Below are 17,185 nucleotides of genomic sequence, written 5' to 3' on the forward strand. Positions count from 1 at the left end.
TTAGTGCCATGGAATAAGAACGATTACCCAAATTCGATGAAGAATTTAGATGAAGATGTAAGGGAAAAGGCTATAGAGATCGCGAATGCATTATTAGATGAAGGATATGAGGATGGAAAAGCCATTCCAATTGCCATAGACCGGGCTAAGATGTCAGTGGGAAAAGATTGAAAAAATGGGGCTGTCCTAAAAGTCAGTAAAATGACTTTTAGAAGCAATCCCCCTTTTATAAAATTTATGCTCAAAAAATCACCAGGTGCATTTTAATCTAATTACGAAGAACTAAAAGCGAAAGTAAACCTTTGGTCTGAATCAAATGCACAAATTTACGCTCGATGAAAAATCGAGGTAGAGAGTGCTTTTTGGTCATCTCAAGGGCAATCGGTCGTTCCGTCGCTTTCGCTTCGGGGCTTAACGAAAGTTCAAACGGAGTTTGGCATCGTAGCCATGGCCCATAATCCCCTGAAGGTAGCCGGCTTTTGCCAACTACCTTCAGGGGAGAATTATAAAAATAGAAAAACAGGTGAAGAAGAACGAATTGTTTTTCTTCACCTGTTTTATATTAGGAACTTATCAGACAGCCCCATTTTTATTGTTGCAATCCAAAGGCGGCAAATGTCCTTTCGTCTTCAATTAATCCGCAAGCGGCACATTGGACCCGAACTTCAGGACCATTATATGCTAGATGGAACGGCTGAAGAGAATCGTTCGAATATTGTTCGACAATCTCACCTGATTGAGGATCCTTTTTAACGGGTGTTGATACTTGCTGAATGAGATTGAAGCGAGATTTATTTGTCCGGCAATTCGGACAGCGGTATACTTGAGACATTGTACTCACTCCTTTTTTGTATTTTTCGTATTATTAAGGTAGTCTTTACAAACTTGATCATTAATATGTATAAATTAGTAATGGATGGAAGGGATACTATGAAGGAAAATGTCAGGCAAGAAGAATTACTGGAGGCTTATTTAAGTATATGGAACAATCGTAAGGTGACCGATGGAGGTGGTAAGGAAGTGTTATCGGAACTCATCCGTCGTGAGCTTTTGGATGAAAATGCCCATCCCCGTGCCCGAAAACCAGTATTGGAAAAATTTTACCTCTGTATTAAACGCGTGATGGAATCTACGCTATCGGAAGAAATGAAAAATTCGATCGTCCTGGTCTATATCACTGAATTGGAAAGATTATGATTTCCGGTTGTGATACGGATGCTTGTTAGCAAATATTCTTTTCTGCTTCATACTTTTTTCACAAATCATTGTTAAAATTTTTAAAAAATAGATATTTAATGAATAAGGAGCTTAAAATATGAAGTGGGGCATTGGGCTTTTTCTTGCCATCTTACTGCTTACTGGGTGTAATAGCGGTAATGCATTTACTAAAATCAATAAAAGTGAATCTTTCCTGGCGACTGTGAATATCAAGGATACCTCTTTGACTTTCATAGATGAAAACTATCATCCGTTTGCAAAATGGGATATTTCAGAACCATTTACCGGAGCCCTGCTCCTTGCAGATAAAGATACTATCCTGCTTTATGGAAAAGAGATGGAGAAAGTCCAAGTGTACTCTTTATCAGCAGGAAAACTGATAAACAGTTGGAAAATTGGGAAAGGGATCGTCAATATGCAGTTGTTGCGTGATGGAAAAAGCATCGTGGCGGTCAATCAATCGAATCACTCCATTCATTTTTTAAATGCTGATGGGGAGGAACAAGATATTGTAAAGGTTGGTAAAAGCCCCTTGACCGTCCTTCAAGGAGAGGAAGCCAATCGTTTGTATGTTATTAATTTTGGTGATACCAAATGTTCAGTGATAAATCTTGAAACGAAAAAGGTCGATTTCGAATTTCCCGTACATAGTTCGAGCACAGGCTCATTATTAAGGGAAGAAAAGGATGAAATATGGATCGGGGGACACGGGGATGGGGACCAAGTCGAAGAAGATCTATATATTTATTCGGCAAAAAACGGGAGAGTTGAAGAAAAAGCTGAAGGCCCCCACCATGCCGATAAAGTTCCTGGAGAATGCTGAAGGCATATTTGTCCTTAGTCACGGTACAAGCTCCTTATATAAATTGAATGAACGATATGAGGTAGTGAAAAACAAAGTGGTCGGCGTCAACCCCTTTGAAATGGCGAACTTTAACGAAGATGTGGTCGTGGCGGGATATGATAGTGATGAAGTGTATGTAATGGATGCTGAAACAGTCGATGTTAAAAAAACGATCAAAGTCGGCGAAGGTCCGTTCCAATTGATGTTGAGGGAGTAGATGACATGCATGTTTACACCATTTTAGTCGTGGATGATGAAGAAGATATGCGAAATCTAGTTGAAATGTATTTGCTGAACTCAGGTTATCGATGCCTTCAAGCTGCGAATGGAAAAGAAGCTATTAGTATGGTTGAAACAGAGGAAGTGGATTTAATCCTATTGGATATCATGATGCCAGGTATGGACGGTTTCTCCGTTTGTGAAGAAATTCGTGAAAATTGGGAGATCCCTGTGATTTTTGTCAGTGCGAAAGGTGAAGAATGGGATAAGGTGAAAGGGCTGAAGCTTGGCGGCGACGATTATATCGTCAAACCGTTCAATCCAGGAGAATTGGTCGCAAGGGTCGAAGCGGTATTGCGAAGGACAGGGAAATCATCATTGAATGAAGAGAATCAAAACCATGTCCGATTCGGTAAAATTAGCTTGAACTTACAATCCAGAACGGTTTTGGTGGAAGGGAAGCCAATCAATTTAACCTTGAAAGAATTCGAATTGCTCTTATTCCTCATGCGTCATAAAAGCCAGGCACTCAGCCGTGAACAACTGCTTGAACATGTATGGAGCGGGGAGTATGGAGGATCTTTACGTACCGTGGATACCCATATCAAAACGTTACGAATGAAATTAAGAGCGGCCGATTACATTCAAACCGTCTGGGGAATCGGTTATAAGATAGAGGAAAAGAAATGATCAATAAATGGCGAACCCTCTCTTTTAAATTATGGCTTACCATCATCACCGCCATCATCCTATCCGTGGTGTTCGCTTACTCCCTTTCTCAATATTATTATAAAAATCTATATGTGGAGAAGCTTAAAACAGATTTAGTCAATGAAGCGTCATTGCTAGGGGCGGATTATTCCGGCGGTGAAATCAGCGAAGACTTCAAGGAAAAAGTCGAATGGTTTAACAGTAAGAATGACAGCGAGGTCTTTGTCGTCAACAATCCCAGGGAATTGAGTGCCTGTCTGCCTTTTGAAATCAATTATGACACCCTTATTTCTGAAGAAGAACGGCAAATGCTTTTAGATGGGAAAGCCGTTGAAAAAGAGGGATATGAGAAAAGGTTTGAAAAGAACATCGTAGCGGCGATCATACCCCTGATTGACGAAGATCGCCTCGAAGGCATCATCTATACATATATTCCTGTAGATTCCATTACGGTCTTACTAAAGGAATTTGCCGCAAAATGGATGGCGGCGGTTCTATTATTCTTGATTGTCGCGATTTTGTTTACTACGAAATGGTTGAAAAAGCTAGTCAGTCCAATTAAGGAAATCGAGACTGCAGCCCATCGTGTCTCAGAGGGGAATTATGATATACAGGTCGAGGTAAGGAGTCATGATGAAATAGGTAAACTGGCAATAGCCTTTAATGATATGGCAAATTCCATCCATTTGGAAGAAGAAAGAAAGAAAGAATTTCTGGAAAATGTTGCACATGAGCTCAGAACCCCGCTTAGTTACGTAAAGGGCTACACGCAGGCCATATTGGATGGTGTCGTGAAAAATGATGAAGAGCAAAGGAAATACCTTCAACTCATTTCAAGGGAGGCTCTTAGGCTGCAGCAGCTTGTGGGAGATCTGATGGACTTATCAAAAATGGATAGTGATCCATTCTTGTTAAATAAAATCCCGATTGCTTATGCGCAATTCATTGAAGATGTACTTGTGAAATATGAACCGATAATAAAAGAAAAGCAATTGGACTTGCAGCTAGAGCTCGATCCAGACCCGATTATATTTGGGGATGAAGGAAGGATGGAACAGATCCTACATAATATTTTTGATAATGCCATTCAGTATACGGATTCTGGAGGAACAATCCATATTGCCCTGATTCAGAATAAAGAAGATTGCGAACTGCTGGTTACTGACACGGGTAACGGGATTCCGGAAGCGGATCTGCCATATATCATGAATCGTTTTTACCGAGTGAACAAAGCACGCAGCCGTTTTGATGGCGGGTCAGGGCTTGGACTGTCCATTGTCAAAAAATTGGTGGAATTACAAAATGGTAAAATCGAAATAGAAAGCAAGGAAAAAAGGGGAACGAAAGTCAGGGTCATCCTACCGATTATAAAAGAAGAATGGAATTCATAAAAAGGGGATACGTTCAAAAATGAAAAAAATCATGTTATTTTGCATGGCGTTAATTTTCTTGGCTGGATGCGGCAAGGAAGAGGAAATTCCGAAAATGTTAAATGTCGATTTAGCTGTTGATCCAATTCAGGGTAAAGTGAATGAGCCTGTGAAATTTCAGGCAAAAGTGACCTATGGGGATGAAGTCGTGACAGATGCGGATGATGTCAGTTTTGAAATTTGGCTTGCGAATAGCGATGACCATGACAAGATCGCGGTAAAACATAAAGGGAACGGCATATATGAATTGGAAAAGACTTTTGATGAAGAAGGAACCTATTATGTATATGCACATGTAACGGCAAGGGATATGCACAACATGCCTAAGAAAGAATTCGTCATAGGCAAACCAAGCACTCCCGAACAAAATGGCGGAAAAACGGAAATGGACGAGATAAATGATGAAGTAATGAAATGATGAAGGTACCATCCAAATCAAAACAATCCGGGTTTAAATCCGGATTGTTTTTTTATTTGGAAAAATGTTCAAGACAATAGGGAGAAATGATAAAAATGACGAAATGTCGAAGTTAAACCGAAAAATTTGTAACATAACAGTAAAGAAAGTCATAATAAGTTGGTTAAAAACGATATGTCAATTAAAATTTATTAGTATTCCATGGAAATAGTTCTATGTAACTACCATTGACAAGGAATATCTGGAAAAATATAAGTATTTATACTACTGGCAGAAACATAGATAGGTAAAGCATTTTTGCACGCTTTCTCTGAAACTTGGATCATAAATATATTTTCATTCGCATCCTGTGAATTTGATGGAAATTGATGGAGCCTTTATTACAAAAAATGCATGTTATGATAATTCCAGAAGCAAAGCACAACAAAAAATGAACATCACAGGAGGAAATACGAATGAAAAAGAAAATGATTATGTCAGCAGCAGCGGCTGCAGCTATTATATTCACAGGAGTAGGAGCTAACCAAGCTGAAGCAGCCAACTGTGATACTACAGTGAAACAAGTAACTTATAAATCTACGAATAAAGAGGATATGCAAAAAGTCCTTAACCAATATCTAGCTAAATACAATATCACTTTACCTGCAGCGCAGGCACAACAAAAACCAGTTCAAAAACCGGTTCAACAACCGGTTCAAACACCAGTTCAAAAACCAGTTCAGCAAGAAACTGGAACAAATAACCAAGCAAAACCTGCAGCAAAGCCTGCTGCACCAGAAGTAACACCTGATAAATCAACTGATAAAAAACCAGAGACAAGCTCTGAATTAAGTGCTTTTGAACAAGAAGTTGTTCAATTAACTAATGCAGAACGTGAAAAACAAGGTTTGGCAGCTCTTAAAATCGACACTGAGTTGAGCAAAGTTGCACGTATCAAGTCTCAAGACATGAAAGATAAAAACTACTTTGACCACAATAGCCCAACATACGGCTCACCTTTCGATATGATGAAACAATTCGGAATCAGCTATAAAACAGCTGGCGAAAACATCGCACAAGGGCAACAAACACCTGAAGAAGTGGTACAAGCTTGGATGGATAGCCCAGGACACCGTGAAAACATCATGAATTCTAGCTTTACTCATATTGGAGTAGGTTACGTAGAATCTGGTAACTACTGGACTCAACAATTCATCGGAAAATAATAGATTAATAGAAAAGTGCATCCCATTAACATGGGGTGCGCTTTTTTTTGCGAAAATGGATCATTCGATGTAATAAAATCAATTGTGACATCGATTGTTTTTTTATAATATACCCAAATTTAAAAAAGAATGGACCAAGAAATAACTGGAACCGCACCTTAACATCAGTGAGGTCCCAGTTAAGCAACTTAAATCTCGGATACATCGATTTCTGAATACTGTGTATGGAAACTTTTCTGAAGACGTATTTCCAATGTTGATTCTTTATATTGGGCTGATGCTCCTTTTTTCTTAACTAGTGTGGGCAGTGTTATGACATGCCGATCTGACTCTTCGGGAATCCCCTCGATGATGGATTGGTTAGAAGTATGGTAAAGTTTCATTTTCTTTAGCCAAGATTCATCTGCTATGGGAATTCTTACAAAGACATATAAGTGGGTTTCAAATACATCGGCATGTAAAGGATGTTCAGATCTGGCATTTTCTTTTTGCGAGCCGCCATCATTTTGGTTCATCATACCTTGCATATTGTCAGGGATGACTTGTGAAAATACTTTTTCAATGAATGATTGTACATCACTTTGCTGCATATTTTTTATGAAGTCCTTTTGATTCGGGTTATTCTTAAAAGAAAAAAGTGAATTCCAGGGAAACATTTTGAATTCCTCTCTCCTGCTTATGGTCTGACAGGTTAAATTTGTTATATTTTATGCAGCTAAAGCCCATAGGTTCTTTTTTATCATTACTAAATTATAGAAAATGGAATAAACTTATGTATAATTAAGTAAAATCCATTAGATAAAGAGGGTAAGCCTGTGGATGAAAAAGTAGCATTTATTACTGGCGGGGCAACGGGAATCGGCAAAAGGATGGCGTTTTCACTTGCGGATAATGGAATGTCCATTATCATTACTTATCGAAAAAGTAAACAGGCAGCTTTAGCATTAGTGGATGAATTACAGGAAAAGTACCATGTTAAGGCAATTGCAATTCAAGGTGACTCATCAAGTGAGGAAGATTGCCGGAATATTTTGCAAAAGATTTCGGAGACATTTGGCCATGTTGATATTTTCATTCATAACGCAGGTCCATATATGCATGATCGTAAATCCATGACTGAATATGGCAGTGATGAATGGACGTACATCTTGGACGGAAATTTAAATGGTTTTTTCTATTTTGCGAAGGAACTTATTCCACAAATGCGCAGTAGAAATTGGGGTAGAGTCATTACATTAGGGTTTGAACGGTGTGAAACTGCACCAGGTTGGATCTATCGTTCTGCTTTTGCCGCTGCAAAGAGCGGCTTGACCTCCTTGACAAGAACTTTAGCTGCCGAAGAAGCTACACATGGCATCACCGTGAATATGGTTTGTCCTGGTGATATCGTAGGTGATTGGAAAGAGGAGGGAATTAGGGTCGCCAGAGCAGAAAGGGATGATACGGTTCCAGTCGGCAGACCGGGTACAGGGGAAGATATAGCGAGGGTCATCACGTTCCTTTGTGATGAAAAATCAGATTTCATTACAGGTAGCATCATTCCGGTAACAGGCGGTAAGGATGTTCTTGGGAAAATATATAAAGCCTAGTGGTTTAGGGTTTGAATTCAGAATGAAAAAGGGTGAGGCCGGTGTAATCCAGCCCCATTTTACGCCATTTTTTTATATTTCACTTGCTGTATGAACCGTAAGCGGGCCGCCAATCCTATAGCCCCGATAGCCAAGCCGGAAATTAAGCCGATCCAATACCCAAAGGCTCCCATATCCGTATACTTTGCAAAGAAATAGCCAATGGGAAGCCCGAGAATCCAGTAGGAGACCAGTGACATCGCAAATGTGACATTTACATCTTTATATCCACGCAAAATACCCTGAATAGGTGCCTGGAGGGCATCCGATATCTGAAAGAAGATGGCATATATCAAAAAATGTGATGTCAGCATCATTACCTCATGATCTTTAGTGTATAAAGAGGCCACAGGTTCGCGGAAGAGGAAAAGGATGGTCGACAAAACGAGCGACATCGTCAATGCCATCGAAATGCCAATCCAGCTATACTCTTTGGCATCTTTATAACGGGCTGCCCCAATTTCAAATCCAATGACGATCGTCAATGCCATGGATATACTTAGCGGTATCATATAAAGCAGTGACGCAAAATTCATGGCAATCTGATGCGATGCAATTGTCACGGTATCATACTTACTCATCAAAAGGGTGACGGCCGAGAAAATGCTTGTTTCAAAAAAGATAGCCAGCCCGATTGGTACCCCAATCAATAATAAAGCCCTCCATTCTTTCCAGGAAACCCGGAAAAATTCACTGAAAACCTTATATGTCGAAAATGGGTTGATTTTTATCACAACAAAGATGGCCACCAGGGCAATTAACCAATACGTAATGGCGGTGGCGTATCCGGAACCGACACCACCAAGTTCAGGGAATCCAAACTTCCCGTATATTAACAGGTAATTAAAAAGGACGTTCACCGGGAGTGCACATAAGGTGATGATCATGGAAATCCTAGTCTGCCCCAGAGCATCAATGAAAGCCCTCAATGCATTATAAACGAATAAAGGAATGATACCGAATGAAAGGGCAATCAAATAATCATGAGCCACCATGTGGACACTATTTTCAAGGTCCATGGCATTCAAAACGGGGTTCAAAGAAAACGCCCCAATGATTAAAATGAACAAAGATAAAGCTACAGCTAAATAAATGGCCTGCATCACGGAATAGGAAACGGATTTAGACTGCCTGGAACCTACCAGCTGTGAAACCACCGGCGTTAAGGCAATCAATATCCCGCTCAGCCCCGTGTACACGGGTGTCCATAGCGAACTGCCGATGGAGACGCCAGCAACGTCTTGAGTGCTGTATTGTCCCGACATCATCACATCAAAAAAAGTCATGGCATACATGCTGATTTGGGTGATCAGGATAGGTATCAAAATATAAAATAACAAGCGGATCTTTTGTGTTTTAGTATAAGTCTGATTCATCAAAGTACCTCATATCAATATTTGGAATTTTCGACACAATGAAAGAATTATATCACATAAGCATGTGATGTTTTAAGAGTTTTTATTTGAAGCTAAAAAAGACTTGCCGTTTTAGGCAAGTCTCAGTTTGTAGACAAAAGGGGTTCGGAATTAAAAAATTCTGAACCCCTTTTGAAATTCCCTTTGAATTTTCGCTTATTTAAGTTAATAAGGCAGAGCAAGTATACGTGGATTCCACACATGTGAAAGCCAGTGCGATATGGTTTCCATGATAAAGTGCCTCATATCTCAATGTTCGGGGAAAATTAAACGACGCTTTAAAATACAGACTTGTTTGAACAGATTTCTATCGTATCTTAATGACAGCTGCTGAGCAAAAGAACCAACTGTAAGTCATATTTGTTTCAACCTTCTTTCAATTGTTTTACGCATGAATGAATACTGAAGGTATATTGAATGAAGGTCAGTTTAACTTATTTAGCTGGATCAATACTTGGGCTTCCTACCTCTGAATACATATCTTCACTAAATCTAAATGAAAGAGAAGTCAATGGCAGCTTCCATTTTACGAACCAAATGGTTTGCTGGCACCAGTTGATCTAAAGTAATCATTTCAAGTTGATCTCGCTGAATAGAATCATGTTTAGAAAGCATCCTCATCACCTCAAGTTTTAATTAGTCTATTTTAAAACAATAAAGACTTTAGGCAAAAGGGTTCTATCTAAAAGTTAAAACAAAGTTGATTGGAATGGAAGGTGCGAGACTCCTGCGGGAAAAGCGCGTCCAGGGGAGACCCCACAGGCGCAAGGGCGCCGAGGAGGCTCCCGGACCGCCCGCGGAAAGCGAGTGCCTGGAGTGGAAATCAACGTCAAAATTTGTACAAGCCATAAAAAAATGTAGACAACCTCGATTTTCATCGAGGTTGTCTACAGTCTGAGACTTGCCGTTTTAGGCAAGTCTTTTTGTCAGTCGCGCATGGATTCAAAATCATTCATGGCTTCCATATTTGATTCTTTTTGAAGAATGAAAGCCTGGGAAGGGATGGCGATTTGTACATCTTCCTGTTCCAATATCTCCATTATTTTAAAGTTCACATCTTCTTTGATTGATAGATATCCTCCAAAGTCCGTCGCTTTCGTGAAGAAATAAAGGTAAAGGTTGAAACCGGAATGACTGAACTCATCAAATTTAACCAAAATCGTTTCCGGATGTACCTCTGGATGATCAATCAGCATTTTATCAATGTCTTTAATGACATTTTCCAATTTTTCTTTTGGTGTCGTGACATTCACACCCAAATGGAAGGCAATCTGTCTTTTGCCCATCTTGGACCAGTTGATGATCGGTTCATTCGAAAGGGTCGCATTTGGGACGGTAACTAAAGCTTGGGCAAAAGTCCGAACTTTAGTGCTTCGGAATGTGATGTCTTCAATGGTTCCCTCCACACTTGGAGTTTTGACCCAATCTCCTATGGTAAAAGGTTTTTCGGTAACGATGACGATACCCCCGAAGAAATTGCTGACCGTATCTTTAGCGGCAAGGGCGAAAGCCAATCCACCCAATCCAAGCCCTGCAACAAATCCATCGACATTAAATCCCCATTCCTCCGCAATGATGGAGGCACCAAAAGCAATGATGATCAGTTTAATGATTTTCGTAAAGAACGGCATGACGATTTGATCGACTTCTAGCCCGAATTTACTTACTAATTTCGGAAATAAAATAGTTAAGATCGAACTGATATTGAATATTGTCCAAATTATTAAGAAGACAAAAAATGATCTGTATATTTTTGATCTTAATTCAACCGAAGGTGAGTCAATCGGAAAATAGTGCAGTGAAATGATAACACCAATCAAAACGATAAGCCATCTTACCGGCTGTTCTATAGCGAGCATTAAGTTGGCGGCAAATTCAACTTTACGTTTTTCTGCAATTCGAAGAAAGAATTTGAATATATATGTAGTAAATACTTTCCGAAGCAAAAGGAAGATTAGAAAAATTCCTATGGAAATTCCTAATTTGGTCCAGGCTTCGATTCCATCAAATTGATGGAGAGAATCAGAAACTTCTTGCAATGTATTACTCCTCCAATGTATCTTGTAGTATTGTAGAATACTAAGATTATAATATATTCATGCTGAAAAAGGAAAAATAATCGATGATTACATTCATCATTGGGATTTTACGGTTCACTGAATACTTTTTCAAGTTATTAATGGCAAGGATATATGGTAATATGGATGCAAAGTGATTTTTTAAGTTTGGAAGGTGGAAATATTGACTAAGAAAATAGTATTTACCGGAGGCGGTTCTGCCGGTCATGTATCTGTTAATGCAGCAATCATCCCGGAATTTTTAAAGCATGATTGGGATGTTACTTATATTGGTTCAAAAAAAGGCATTGAAAAAAATATCATCGAAACGGAATTTCCCGAGGTCCGTTATGAAACGATTTCCGTTGGGAAATTCCGACGTTATCTATCTGTTGAAAATATGAAAGACCCTTTCCGGGTCATAAAAGGGATTTTTGATGCACGAAAAATATTAAAAAAGACCAAGCCGGATTTCATTTTTTCTAAAGGTGGATTCGTTTCGGTTCCAGTCGTCTTGGCCGGCAAGATGCTGAGAATACCGATTGCGATACATGAATCGGATTATACGCCTGGTCTGGCTAATAAGATTGCCATGCCACTTGCATCGAAAATTTTCACTACCTTCCAGGAAACGGAAAAAGATCTTCCGAAAGAGAAGGCCATGTATCTTGGCGCTGTATTGCGCGATGGGATTTTTACGGGAAACGCTTCTGCTGGAAAGGCATTTTGTGGATTCACGAATAACAAACCGGTGTTACTCGTTATGGGCGGAAGCCTTGGGGCCGTTAAAATCAATAATTTGATTACAGATAACCTTGATGCCTTATTAAAGGATTATCAGATTATTCACATTTGCGGCAAGGGAAATGTGAAAACGGAATTGAAACAAAGGGGATATGCTCCTTTTGAATTCGTACACGAAGAATTATTCGATCTTTTGGCGGCTGCTGATGTCGTTGTGTCAAGGGCAGGTTCAAATTCAATTTTTGAATTCCTTGGTTTGCAAAAGCCCATGTTGCTTATCCCTCTTAGTGCCAATGCATCCCGTGGAGATCAAATCCTGAATGCGTCAAGCTTTGAAAAACAGGGTTTTTGTAAAGTCATTCAAGAGGAAGAGCTAAATGACCGGATTTTTAATGCTACATTAGCGGATTTATTGAAACAATCGGATGAATATCAGGAGAAAATGCGTCAAAAACGCCCATTCAAAACGGCGGCTGAAATGTATGAATTATTACTGAGAGTAATGGCCGCAAAAAAATAAGTATCATTCCCCTCTATTTAGCATATCTTTTTCGAACAGAGGAGGGGGTAGAATGGCTTATGAATATTCCAAAGGATGGTTCATTCAGCGGCTAAAAGCCGCAGGGATTAGCTATCATCCAATTGAGAAAAAAAAGCTGGAGCTGTATAAAACTTATATTCTAAGGCGTTTATACGACGATTTGCAAAAAAGAGATAAATCATAAAAAAGAACCGCAACGTGAACTGCACCTCCAATTGTTAGACAACATCTAACAATTGGAGGTGCAGTTTTTTTGACTAAATATACGATAGACGAAAAATCAAAAGCAGTTTTAGAGTACTAGCAGGGAAAAAATCCTATAAATCCATTGCTTAAGAAAGAAATGTAGGTTTATCCCCTCTGAAAAGATGGGTCGCTCGCTATCTAAAACATGGGATGGAAGGACTTGTTTCATCCTATATAAATTACACTCTGCCTCTTAAACTAGAGGTACTTAAATATATGAACGAATATGGGGCATCGATCAACGAGATGGCTGTACACTATAACCTTCCTTCCGATTCTACACTTTTGAATTGGGCAAATCAGTTTCAGGAAGGAGGTATAGACGCCCTTAAACCAAAGAAAAAGGGACGTCTATCCATGAAAAAAGAAACTAAGAAAAAATCGCCAGCTAATGGCTCTCAAGAAGCACTTCTTGCCGAATTAGAATACTTACGTGCAGAGAATGCCTATCTAAAAAAGTTGAATGCCTTAGTTCAAGAAAAGGAAGCCTTACAAAGAAAGAAAAAGCGAAAGTAGTCCATGAACTAAGGAAACAATTTGATTTAAATCTGCTTCTATCCATTTCTAAAATGGCACGGAGTACGTACTATTATTGGGTAAACGCCTTCGGGCGTGAGGATAAATACACAGAAATTAAATCCCTTATCAAAGAGATTTTCCATACGCATAAAGGGCGTTATGGGTATCGGCGTATCACCCTAGAATTACGTAACCGAGGTGCTCGCATCAATCATAAAACAGTTCTCCGATTGATGAATGAACTAGGATTGAAGTCATTGGTTCGCATGAAGAAATACCGTTCGTACAAAGGGAACATCGGCAAGATTGCGCCCAACATTCCAGTACGTGATTTCAAGGCGGCAAAGTCCAATGAAAAATGGGTGACAGACGTCACAGAATTCCATCTAGCTGGGGAGAAACTATACTTATCGGCAATTCTAGACCTATTTAATGGAGAAATCATCGCCTATAATATCGAATCTCGTCCTGTTTATCCGCTCGTTTCCAAAATGCTGGATAAAGCCTTTGATCGCTTGGAATCGAAAGATTCATCCATTCTCCATTCAGATCAGGGCTGGCATTATCAGATGAAACAATACTCGCATGATTTGAAAAAACATAACTTACACAAAGCATGTCCCGCAAAGGAAATTGTCTCGATAATGCGGTCATTGAAAACTTCTTTGGCTAATTAAAATCGAATTACTCTATCTTCAAGAATTTGAAAGCATGGAGCATTTCAAACAAGAACTAGAAGAATATATCCATTACTACAATTATCAACGAATCAAGGTAAAATTAAAAGGCATGAGCCCGATTACCGGGTTCATGCCCTCAAGGCTGCCTAAGTAAATAAAGTGTCTAACTTTTTGGGTTCCCTTCAAACGTCTTTGTTTGCGGTTCTTTTTTATAGGAAATTACTTATAAAAGGAAAGAAACAGGAAATAAGGATACCTGCGATAGCCATTGCCGCACCTGCGACAGCCCCGGTAAACTCACTTTCCTGGGCAGCTTGAGCCGTTCCGAGACCATGAGCGATCGTACCATAAGCGATACCACGTGCGAAGGGCATAGTAATGTTTAGTTTATCCATCATTTTTGGAGCGATCATCGTACCCAGCACCCCAGTCAAAATGACGAAGGCTGCTGATATATTGGAATTTCCGCCATAAAGTTCCGTGATTTCAACAGCGATGGGCACTGTAATGGATTTAACCGCCAATCCTTGGAGTATGAATTGCGGAAGTGAAAATGCTTTAGCGATGGCGAATGCAATGATCAATGTGACCAGAAGACCAAAAACCATGCCGCTAATTGCCGGCATTGCATATTTAACGATTATTTTTCTATTTTTATAAAGTGGTACGGCCAAAGCAACGGTAGCTGGTCCCAGGAAATAGGTGATGATGTCTTTTCCTGGTGAATAATCTTCGAAGTCCAAACCGCTGATCAGCAGTACGAGAATAATTGTAACCGTACTGAAAAATACAGGCGTAGTAAAAGGTGATGGATGTTTAGCATATATTATCCTTCCAATGAAATAGGCAAGGATGGTTATAAAGATGCTATAAGTTGTGATGAACGCTGTCATGCTGCTTAACCTCTCCTCTATGGGATAGCTTCTGAACGGTCCAAGCTGAAACAATGAATCCAAATATAAGGCTGACTCCCAATGTAAGTGCCAATGGCAAACCGAATTCAATGAAAAGCCATCCCATTGTCATTAAACTGATTGAAATGGGAATGAAGAAAAAGGCTAGGTGCTTAACCAAAAATCCTGAAGTAAGTTCAATCCATTCGACTTTTATAACCTTCGTCTGTAATAAACCGAATAACAGAATCATGCCGATGACGTTGCCTGGTATAGGTAAATGAAGTAAATGGGCTAAATAATAGCCGAGCTTGCAAATGATGAGCAGGAAGATAAGCTGCACGATAAAAGCAAATGTTTTTTTCATGATTAAGTCCTTTCAATGACGCTTTGAATATATTGTTGAATTGGTCAATTGTATTCATTATAAAAAAATATCCCTAAAAAGAATAGGGATTTGCAGCAATCTATCCTAAACATCCTGTGAAAATGGAAAAAAGAGCTTTCCAGGTTTGGAAGCTCCGGCCATTATATGAAAAGATAAACAAAGCCATGTTGAAATGTTCTTCGCTTTATGCTTCAAGTAACTGCTGTTCGTCATCATCATGCTGTCTAAGGATATGAAAGGTGTATAAATCTTTAGGGATTTCATACAAATCGTAGATATCTCCTTCATGATTGATCTGGTCATAAAGGGATTTTCTTGTTTCGTTGGCATTGACGGCATATGGAAGCTTTTCTGCGGCTTTTATAGAGCGGATATTTTTTTTGCGAATACGCATGAAGACCGTTTCCAAACCGAGCTCGAAAAAAAGCTCTTTAAAGAAAGCGTCTTTTGCAATGGCATTATACCCTTTTCCATGATAAGGCTTGCCAAGCCATGTGCCTAAGAAACCTGCACCATTTTCAATATCGTATAAAGAAATACAACCGATGGGATTTTCCCATTCATCCAAGATTGTTCGTGAAATGAGTTGCCCAGCATCTTCGGCTTCGATCGTTTGCTTAGTAATGAAAACATATTCTTCATATGAATCTACCTTATGGCGCACGAAAGGGAAGACATCTGGATGCGTCATTTGTTCATAAAGAGAAAAACAATCTGTGAAATCTCTCTTTTTTAACATTTCCGTCCCTCCGTTTGAGGGCAGTTCTTATGCGTAGTCGCTGCCCACCCTCGAAATTTTTTAAGTCGTTCATCAAAAAATTTCGGGGTGGGAATCGAACCCACTAGAACCGGAAACCGGTGGCGCACCATTTGCCTTCCCTATTTTTATGTCAGAAATTATGCAAATCTAAAGAACCTTACGAAGGTATAATACTAAAAAAAAAACGGTTTGGGAATAGGTTTTTTGCCTTTTTTTTTCGTCAAATTTCAACTTTTTCATGAAGGGTGAAATTGGAAGGCAAACGCCTGCATCATTCCATTGAAAACTGATTTTTTCGCCTGCTTTTTTCTTTAAAATGCACCTGTGAATTGCATGAATAAAATGATTGCGCCGAGGGCCCATACATAAATGGAGAATATTTTCAGTGAACGCTTTTTTAAGAAATCAATCATCCATACTACGGCAATATAACCAAAGATTGCTGCTGCCAGGGTTCCGACGAAAAGCGCAGTGAGTGGAAGCCGTTCAACTTCTCCTGTAAAAATCGGTTTCATCTGAAATACAATGCCCCCGGTAATGGCAGGAATTGAAAGCAAAAAGGAAAAATAGGCTGCAGTGGCCCTATCCAGCCTGCAGAATAGGCCAGCGGCTATCGTTAGGCCGGAACGCGAAAGAGCAGGCATGATGGCAGCAGCTTGGAAGGTACCGATGATCACGGCATCTTTAATCGAAATTTCATTAAGGGATTTGCCGCCTTTTCTTACTCCGTCCGCTATCCATAAAATCAGTCCGGTCGCTAAAAATTCCCAGCCTATGGTCACGCCTGTTTTTGAAAGGCCATCAAACCAATCCCCGAGTAAAATGCCGGCAATCACTGCAGGGATTGTCCCAGCAATGAGAAGCAGAGTCATTTTGGAGAAAGGGTTTTTCAAAATGGCAATAATGTCATTCTTATAGACGACCAATAACGCCAGCAAGGTTCCGATATGGAGCATGGTATCCAGAAAGATGCCGGCCTCGTCAAGGTGGAAAATATGCCGTCCTAAATATAAATGTCCAGTGCTTGAAATGGGTAAAAACTCAGTCAAGCCTTGAATGATCCCAAGGATGAAGGCTTGAAATTCGTTCAGCAAAAAAACATCACTCCTTTCTATAACGTATAGGACAATCCATTATTTAAACTGTATGCACAAGAAGGATGAACATATTCGGTTTTTTTGTCATATGTATTGCCAATTGGGTTTTAAAAGAAAAGGCAGTCTAATTTTACCTTTTTCGAATTTAATGAGAGGAAAAATGAAACTATTT

Annotated in this window: 19 protein-coding genes and 2 pseudogenes; 12 read left to right on the forward strand and 9 right to left on the reverse strand. The window is 39.5% G+C overall.

Going from position 1 to position 17,185, the window contains the following annotated elements:
* Positions 1 to 3: 3 nt before the first annotated feature.
* A pseudogene (locus QFZ73_RS22745) lies at positions 4 to 150 on the forward strand (DUF2188 domain-containing protein); the annotation flags it as partial.
* A gap of 439 nt (positions 151 to 589) precedes the next feature.
* On the opposite strand, the gene QFZ73_RS22750 reads toward QFZ73_RS22745, so the two are convergent.
* The gene (locus tag QFZ73_RS22750; protein ID WP_307270990.1) at positions 590 to 832 is read right to left on the reverse strand and encodes a DNA alkylation repair protein; all 243 of its coding nucleotides are present in this window, start codon (positions 830 to 832) and stop codon (positions 590 to 592) included.
* A 98-nt stretch (positions 833 to 930) separates the two neighbouring features.
* Here QFZ73_RS22750 and QFZ73_RS22755 point away from each other — a divergent pair, with 98 nt between their 5' ends.
* The 7 genes from QFZ73_RS22755 (at position 931) to QFZ73_RS22785 (ending at position 6,045) form a co-directional block, all read left to right on the forward strand.
* Positions 931 to 1,197 (forward strand): hypothetical protein, encoded by a 267-nt coding sequence (locus QFZ73_RS22755; protein ID WP_251428526.1) that lies wholly within the window; start codon positions 931 to 933, stop codon positions 1,195 to 1,197.
* Positions 1,198 to 1,315: 118 nt separating this feature from the next.
* Positions 1,316 to 2,041, forward strand: coding sequence for a YncE family protein (locus QFZ73_RS22760; protein ID WP_307270995.1), 726 nt, complete (start codon positions 1,316 to 1,318; stop codon positions 2,039 to 2,041).
* On the forward strand, positions 2,013 to 2,279 hold the full coding sequence (locus QFZ73_RS22765; RefSeq protein ID WP_307270998.1) for a hypothetical protein: 267 nt from the start codon (positions 2,013 to 2,015) through the stop codon (positions 2,277 to 2,279). Before QFZ73_RS22760 ends, QFZ73_RS22765 begins: the two co-directional genes overlap by 29 nt.
* 5 nt (positions 2,280 to 2,284) lie before the next feature.
* The gene (locus tag QFZ73_RS22770) at positions 2,285 to 2,971 is read left to right on the forward strand and encodes a response regulator transcription factor (RefSeq protein ID WP_251428532.1); all 687 of its coding nucleotides are present in this window, start codon (positions 2,285 to 2,287) and stop codon (positions 2,969 to 2,971) included.
* Positions 2,968 to 4,383 (forward strand): sensor histidine kinase, encoded by a 1,416-nt coding sequence (locus QFZ73_RS22775; RefSeq protein WP_307271003.1) that lies wholly within the window; start codon positions 2,968 to 2,970, stop codon positions 4,381 to 4,383. The genes QFZ73_RS22770 and QFZ73_RS22775 overlap by 4 nt, the downstream gene beginning before the upstream one ends.
* 19 nt (positions 4,384 to 4,402) lie before the next feature.
* The gene (locus QFZ73_RS22780; protein WP_307271005.1) at positions 4,403 to 4,840 is read left to right on the forward strand and encodes a FixH family protein; all 438 of its coding nucleotides are present in this window, start codon (positions 4,403 to 4,405) and stop codon (positions 4,838 to 4,840) included.
* 455 nt (positions 4,841 to 5,295) lie between these two features.
* A complete protein-coding gene (locus QFZ73_RS22785) occupies positions 5,296 to 6,045 on the forward strand; it encodes a CAP domain-containing protein (protein WP_307271007.1) in 750 nt (249 codons plus the stop codon).
* Between the two features lie 188 nt (positions 6,046 to 6,233).
* Here QFZ73_RS22785 and QFZ73_RS22790 read toward each other — a convergent pair whose 3' ends face one another.
* Positions 6,234 to 6,701, reverse strand: a complete 468-nt coding sequence (locus tag QFZ73_RS22790) for an Hsp20/alpha crystallin family protein (protein ID WP_307271010.1) — start codon at positions 6,699 to 6,701, stop codon at positions 6,234 to 6,236.
* Between the two features lie 159 nt (positions 6,702 to 6,860).
* On the opposite strand from QFZ73_RS22790, the gene QFZ73_RS22795 reads away from it, so the two are divergent.
* The gene (locus QFZ73_RS22795) at positions 6,861 to 7,634 is read left to right on the forward strand and encodes an SDR family oxidoreductase (protein ID WP_307271013.1); all 774 of its coding nucleotides are present in this window, start codon (positions 6,861 to 6,863) and stop codon (positions 7,632 to 7,634) included.
* 59 nt (positions 7,635 to 7,693) lie between these two features.
* Here the strand turns inward: QFZ73_RS22795 and QFZ73_RS22800 are convergent, their stop codons facing one another.
* The 3 genes from QFZ73_RS22800 to QFZ73_RS22810 form a co-directional block, all read right to left on the reverse strand.
* Positions 7,694 to 9,049 (reverse strand): MATE family efflux transporter, encoded by a 1,356-nt coding sequence (locus QFZ73_RS22800; protein WP_307271016.1) that lies wholly within the window; start codon positions 9,047 to 9,049, stop codon positions 7,694 to 7,696.
* Between the two features lie 531 nt (positions 9,050 to 9,580).
* A complete protein-coding gene (locus QFZ73_RS22805) occupies positions 9,581 to 9,703 on the reverse strand; it encodes a hypothetical protein (RefSeq protein ID WP_307271019.1) in 123 nt (40 codons plus the stop codon).
* A 311-nt stretch (positions 9,704 to 10,014) separates the two neighbouring features.
* Positions 10,015 to 11,127 (reverse strand): mechanosensitive ion channel family protein, encoded by a 1,113-nt coding sequence (locus QFZ73_RS22810; protein ID WP_307271022.1) that lies wholly within the window; start codon positions 11,125 to 11,127, stop codon positions 10,015 to 10,017.
* A gap of 193 nt (positions 11,128 to 11,320) precedes the next feature.
* On the opposite strand from QFZ73_RS22810, the gene QFZ73_RS22815 reads away from it, so the two are divergent.
* The 3 genes and pseudogenes from QFZ73_RS22815 (at position 11,321) to QFZ73_RS22825 (ending at position 14,029) form a co-directional block, all read left to right on the forward strand.
* On the forward strand, positions 11,321 to 12,409 hold the full coding sequence (locus QFZ73_RS22815) for an undecaprenyldiphospho-muramoylpentapeptide beta-N-acetylglucosaminyltransferase (protein ID WP_307271025.1): 1,089 nt from the start codon (positions 11,321 to 11,323) through the stop codon (positions 12,407 to 12,409).
* A gap of 52 nt (positions 12,410 to 12,461) precedes the next feature.
* On the forward strand, positions 12,462 to 12,614 hold the full coding sequence (locus QFZ73_RS22820; protein WP_307271028.1) for a DUF2639 domain-containing protein: 153 nt from the start codon (positions 12,462 to 12,464) through the stop codon (positions 12,612 to 12,614).
* 77 nt (positions 12,615 to 12,691) lie between these two features.
* Positions 12,692 to 14,029 (forward strand): annotated as a pseudogene (locus tag QFZ73_RS22825) (IS3 family transposase).
* Between the two features lie 55 nt (positions 14,030 to 14,084).
* Here QFZ73_RS22825 and QFZ73_RS22830 read toward each other — a convergent pair.
* The 4 genes from QFZ73_RS22830 to QFZ73_RS22845 form a co-directional block, all read right to left on the reverse strand.
* Entirely contained in the window at positions 14,085 to 14,768 is a 684-nt protein-coding gene (locus QFZ73_RS22830) for an LrgB family protein (RefSeq protein WP_307271031.1), read from the reverse strand.
* Complete coding sequence (locus QFZ73_RS22835) at positions 14,743 to 15,135, reverse strand: CidA/LrgA family protein (protein ID WP_251428574.1); 393 nt, start codon at positions 15,133 to 15,135, stop codon at positions 14,743 to 14,745. The genes QFZ73_RS22830 and QFZ73_RS22835 overlap by 26 nt, the downstream gene beginning before the upstream one ends.
* Before the next feature lie 205 nt (positions 15,136 to 15,340).
* The gene (locus QFZ73_RS22840) at positions 15,341 to 15,895 is read right to left on the reverse strand and encodes a GNAT family N-acetyltransferase (protein WP_034307447.1); all 555 of its coding nucleotides are present in this window, start codon (positions 15,893 to 15,895) and stop codon (positions 15,341 to 15,343) included.
* A 332-nt stretch (positions 15,896 to 16,227) separates the two neighbouring features.
* The gene (locus tag QFZ73_RS22845; protein WP_307272995.1) at positions 16,228 to 17,007 is read right to left on the reverse strand and encodes an undecaprenyl-diphosphate phosphatase; all 780 of its coding nucleotides are present in this window, start codon (positions 17,005 to 17,007) and stop codon (positions 16,228 to 16,230) included.
* Between the last annotated feature and the right edge of the window lie 178 nt (positions 17,008 to 17,185).

Origin of the sequence: Peribacillus sp. V2I11, from assembly GCF_030817135.1 — a bacterium.
In the GTDB taxonomy this organism is placed as follows: Bacteria; Bacillota; Bacilli; order Bacillales; family DSM-1321; genus Peribacillus; species Peribacillus simplex.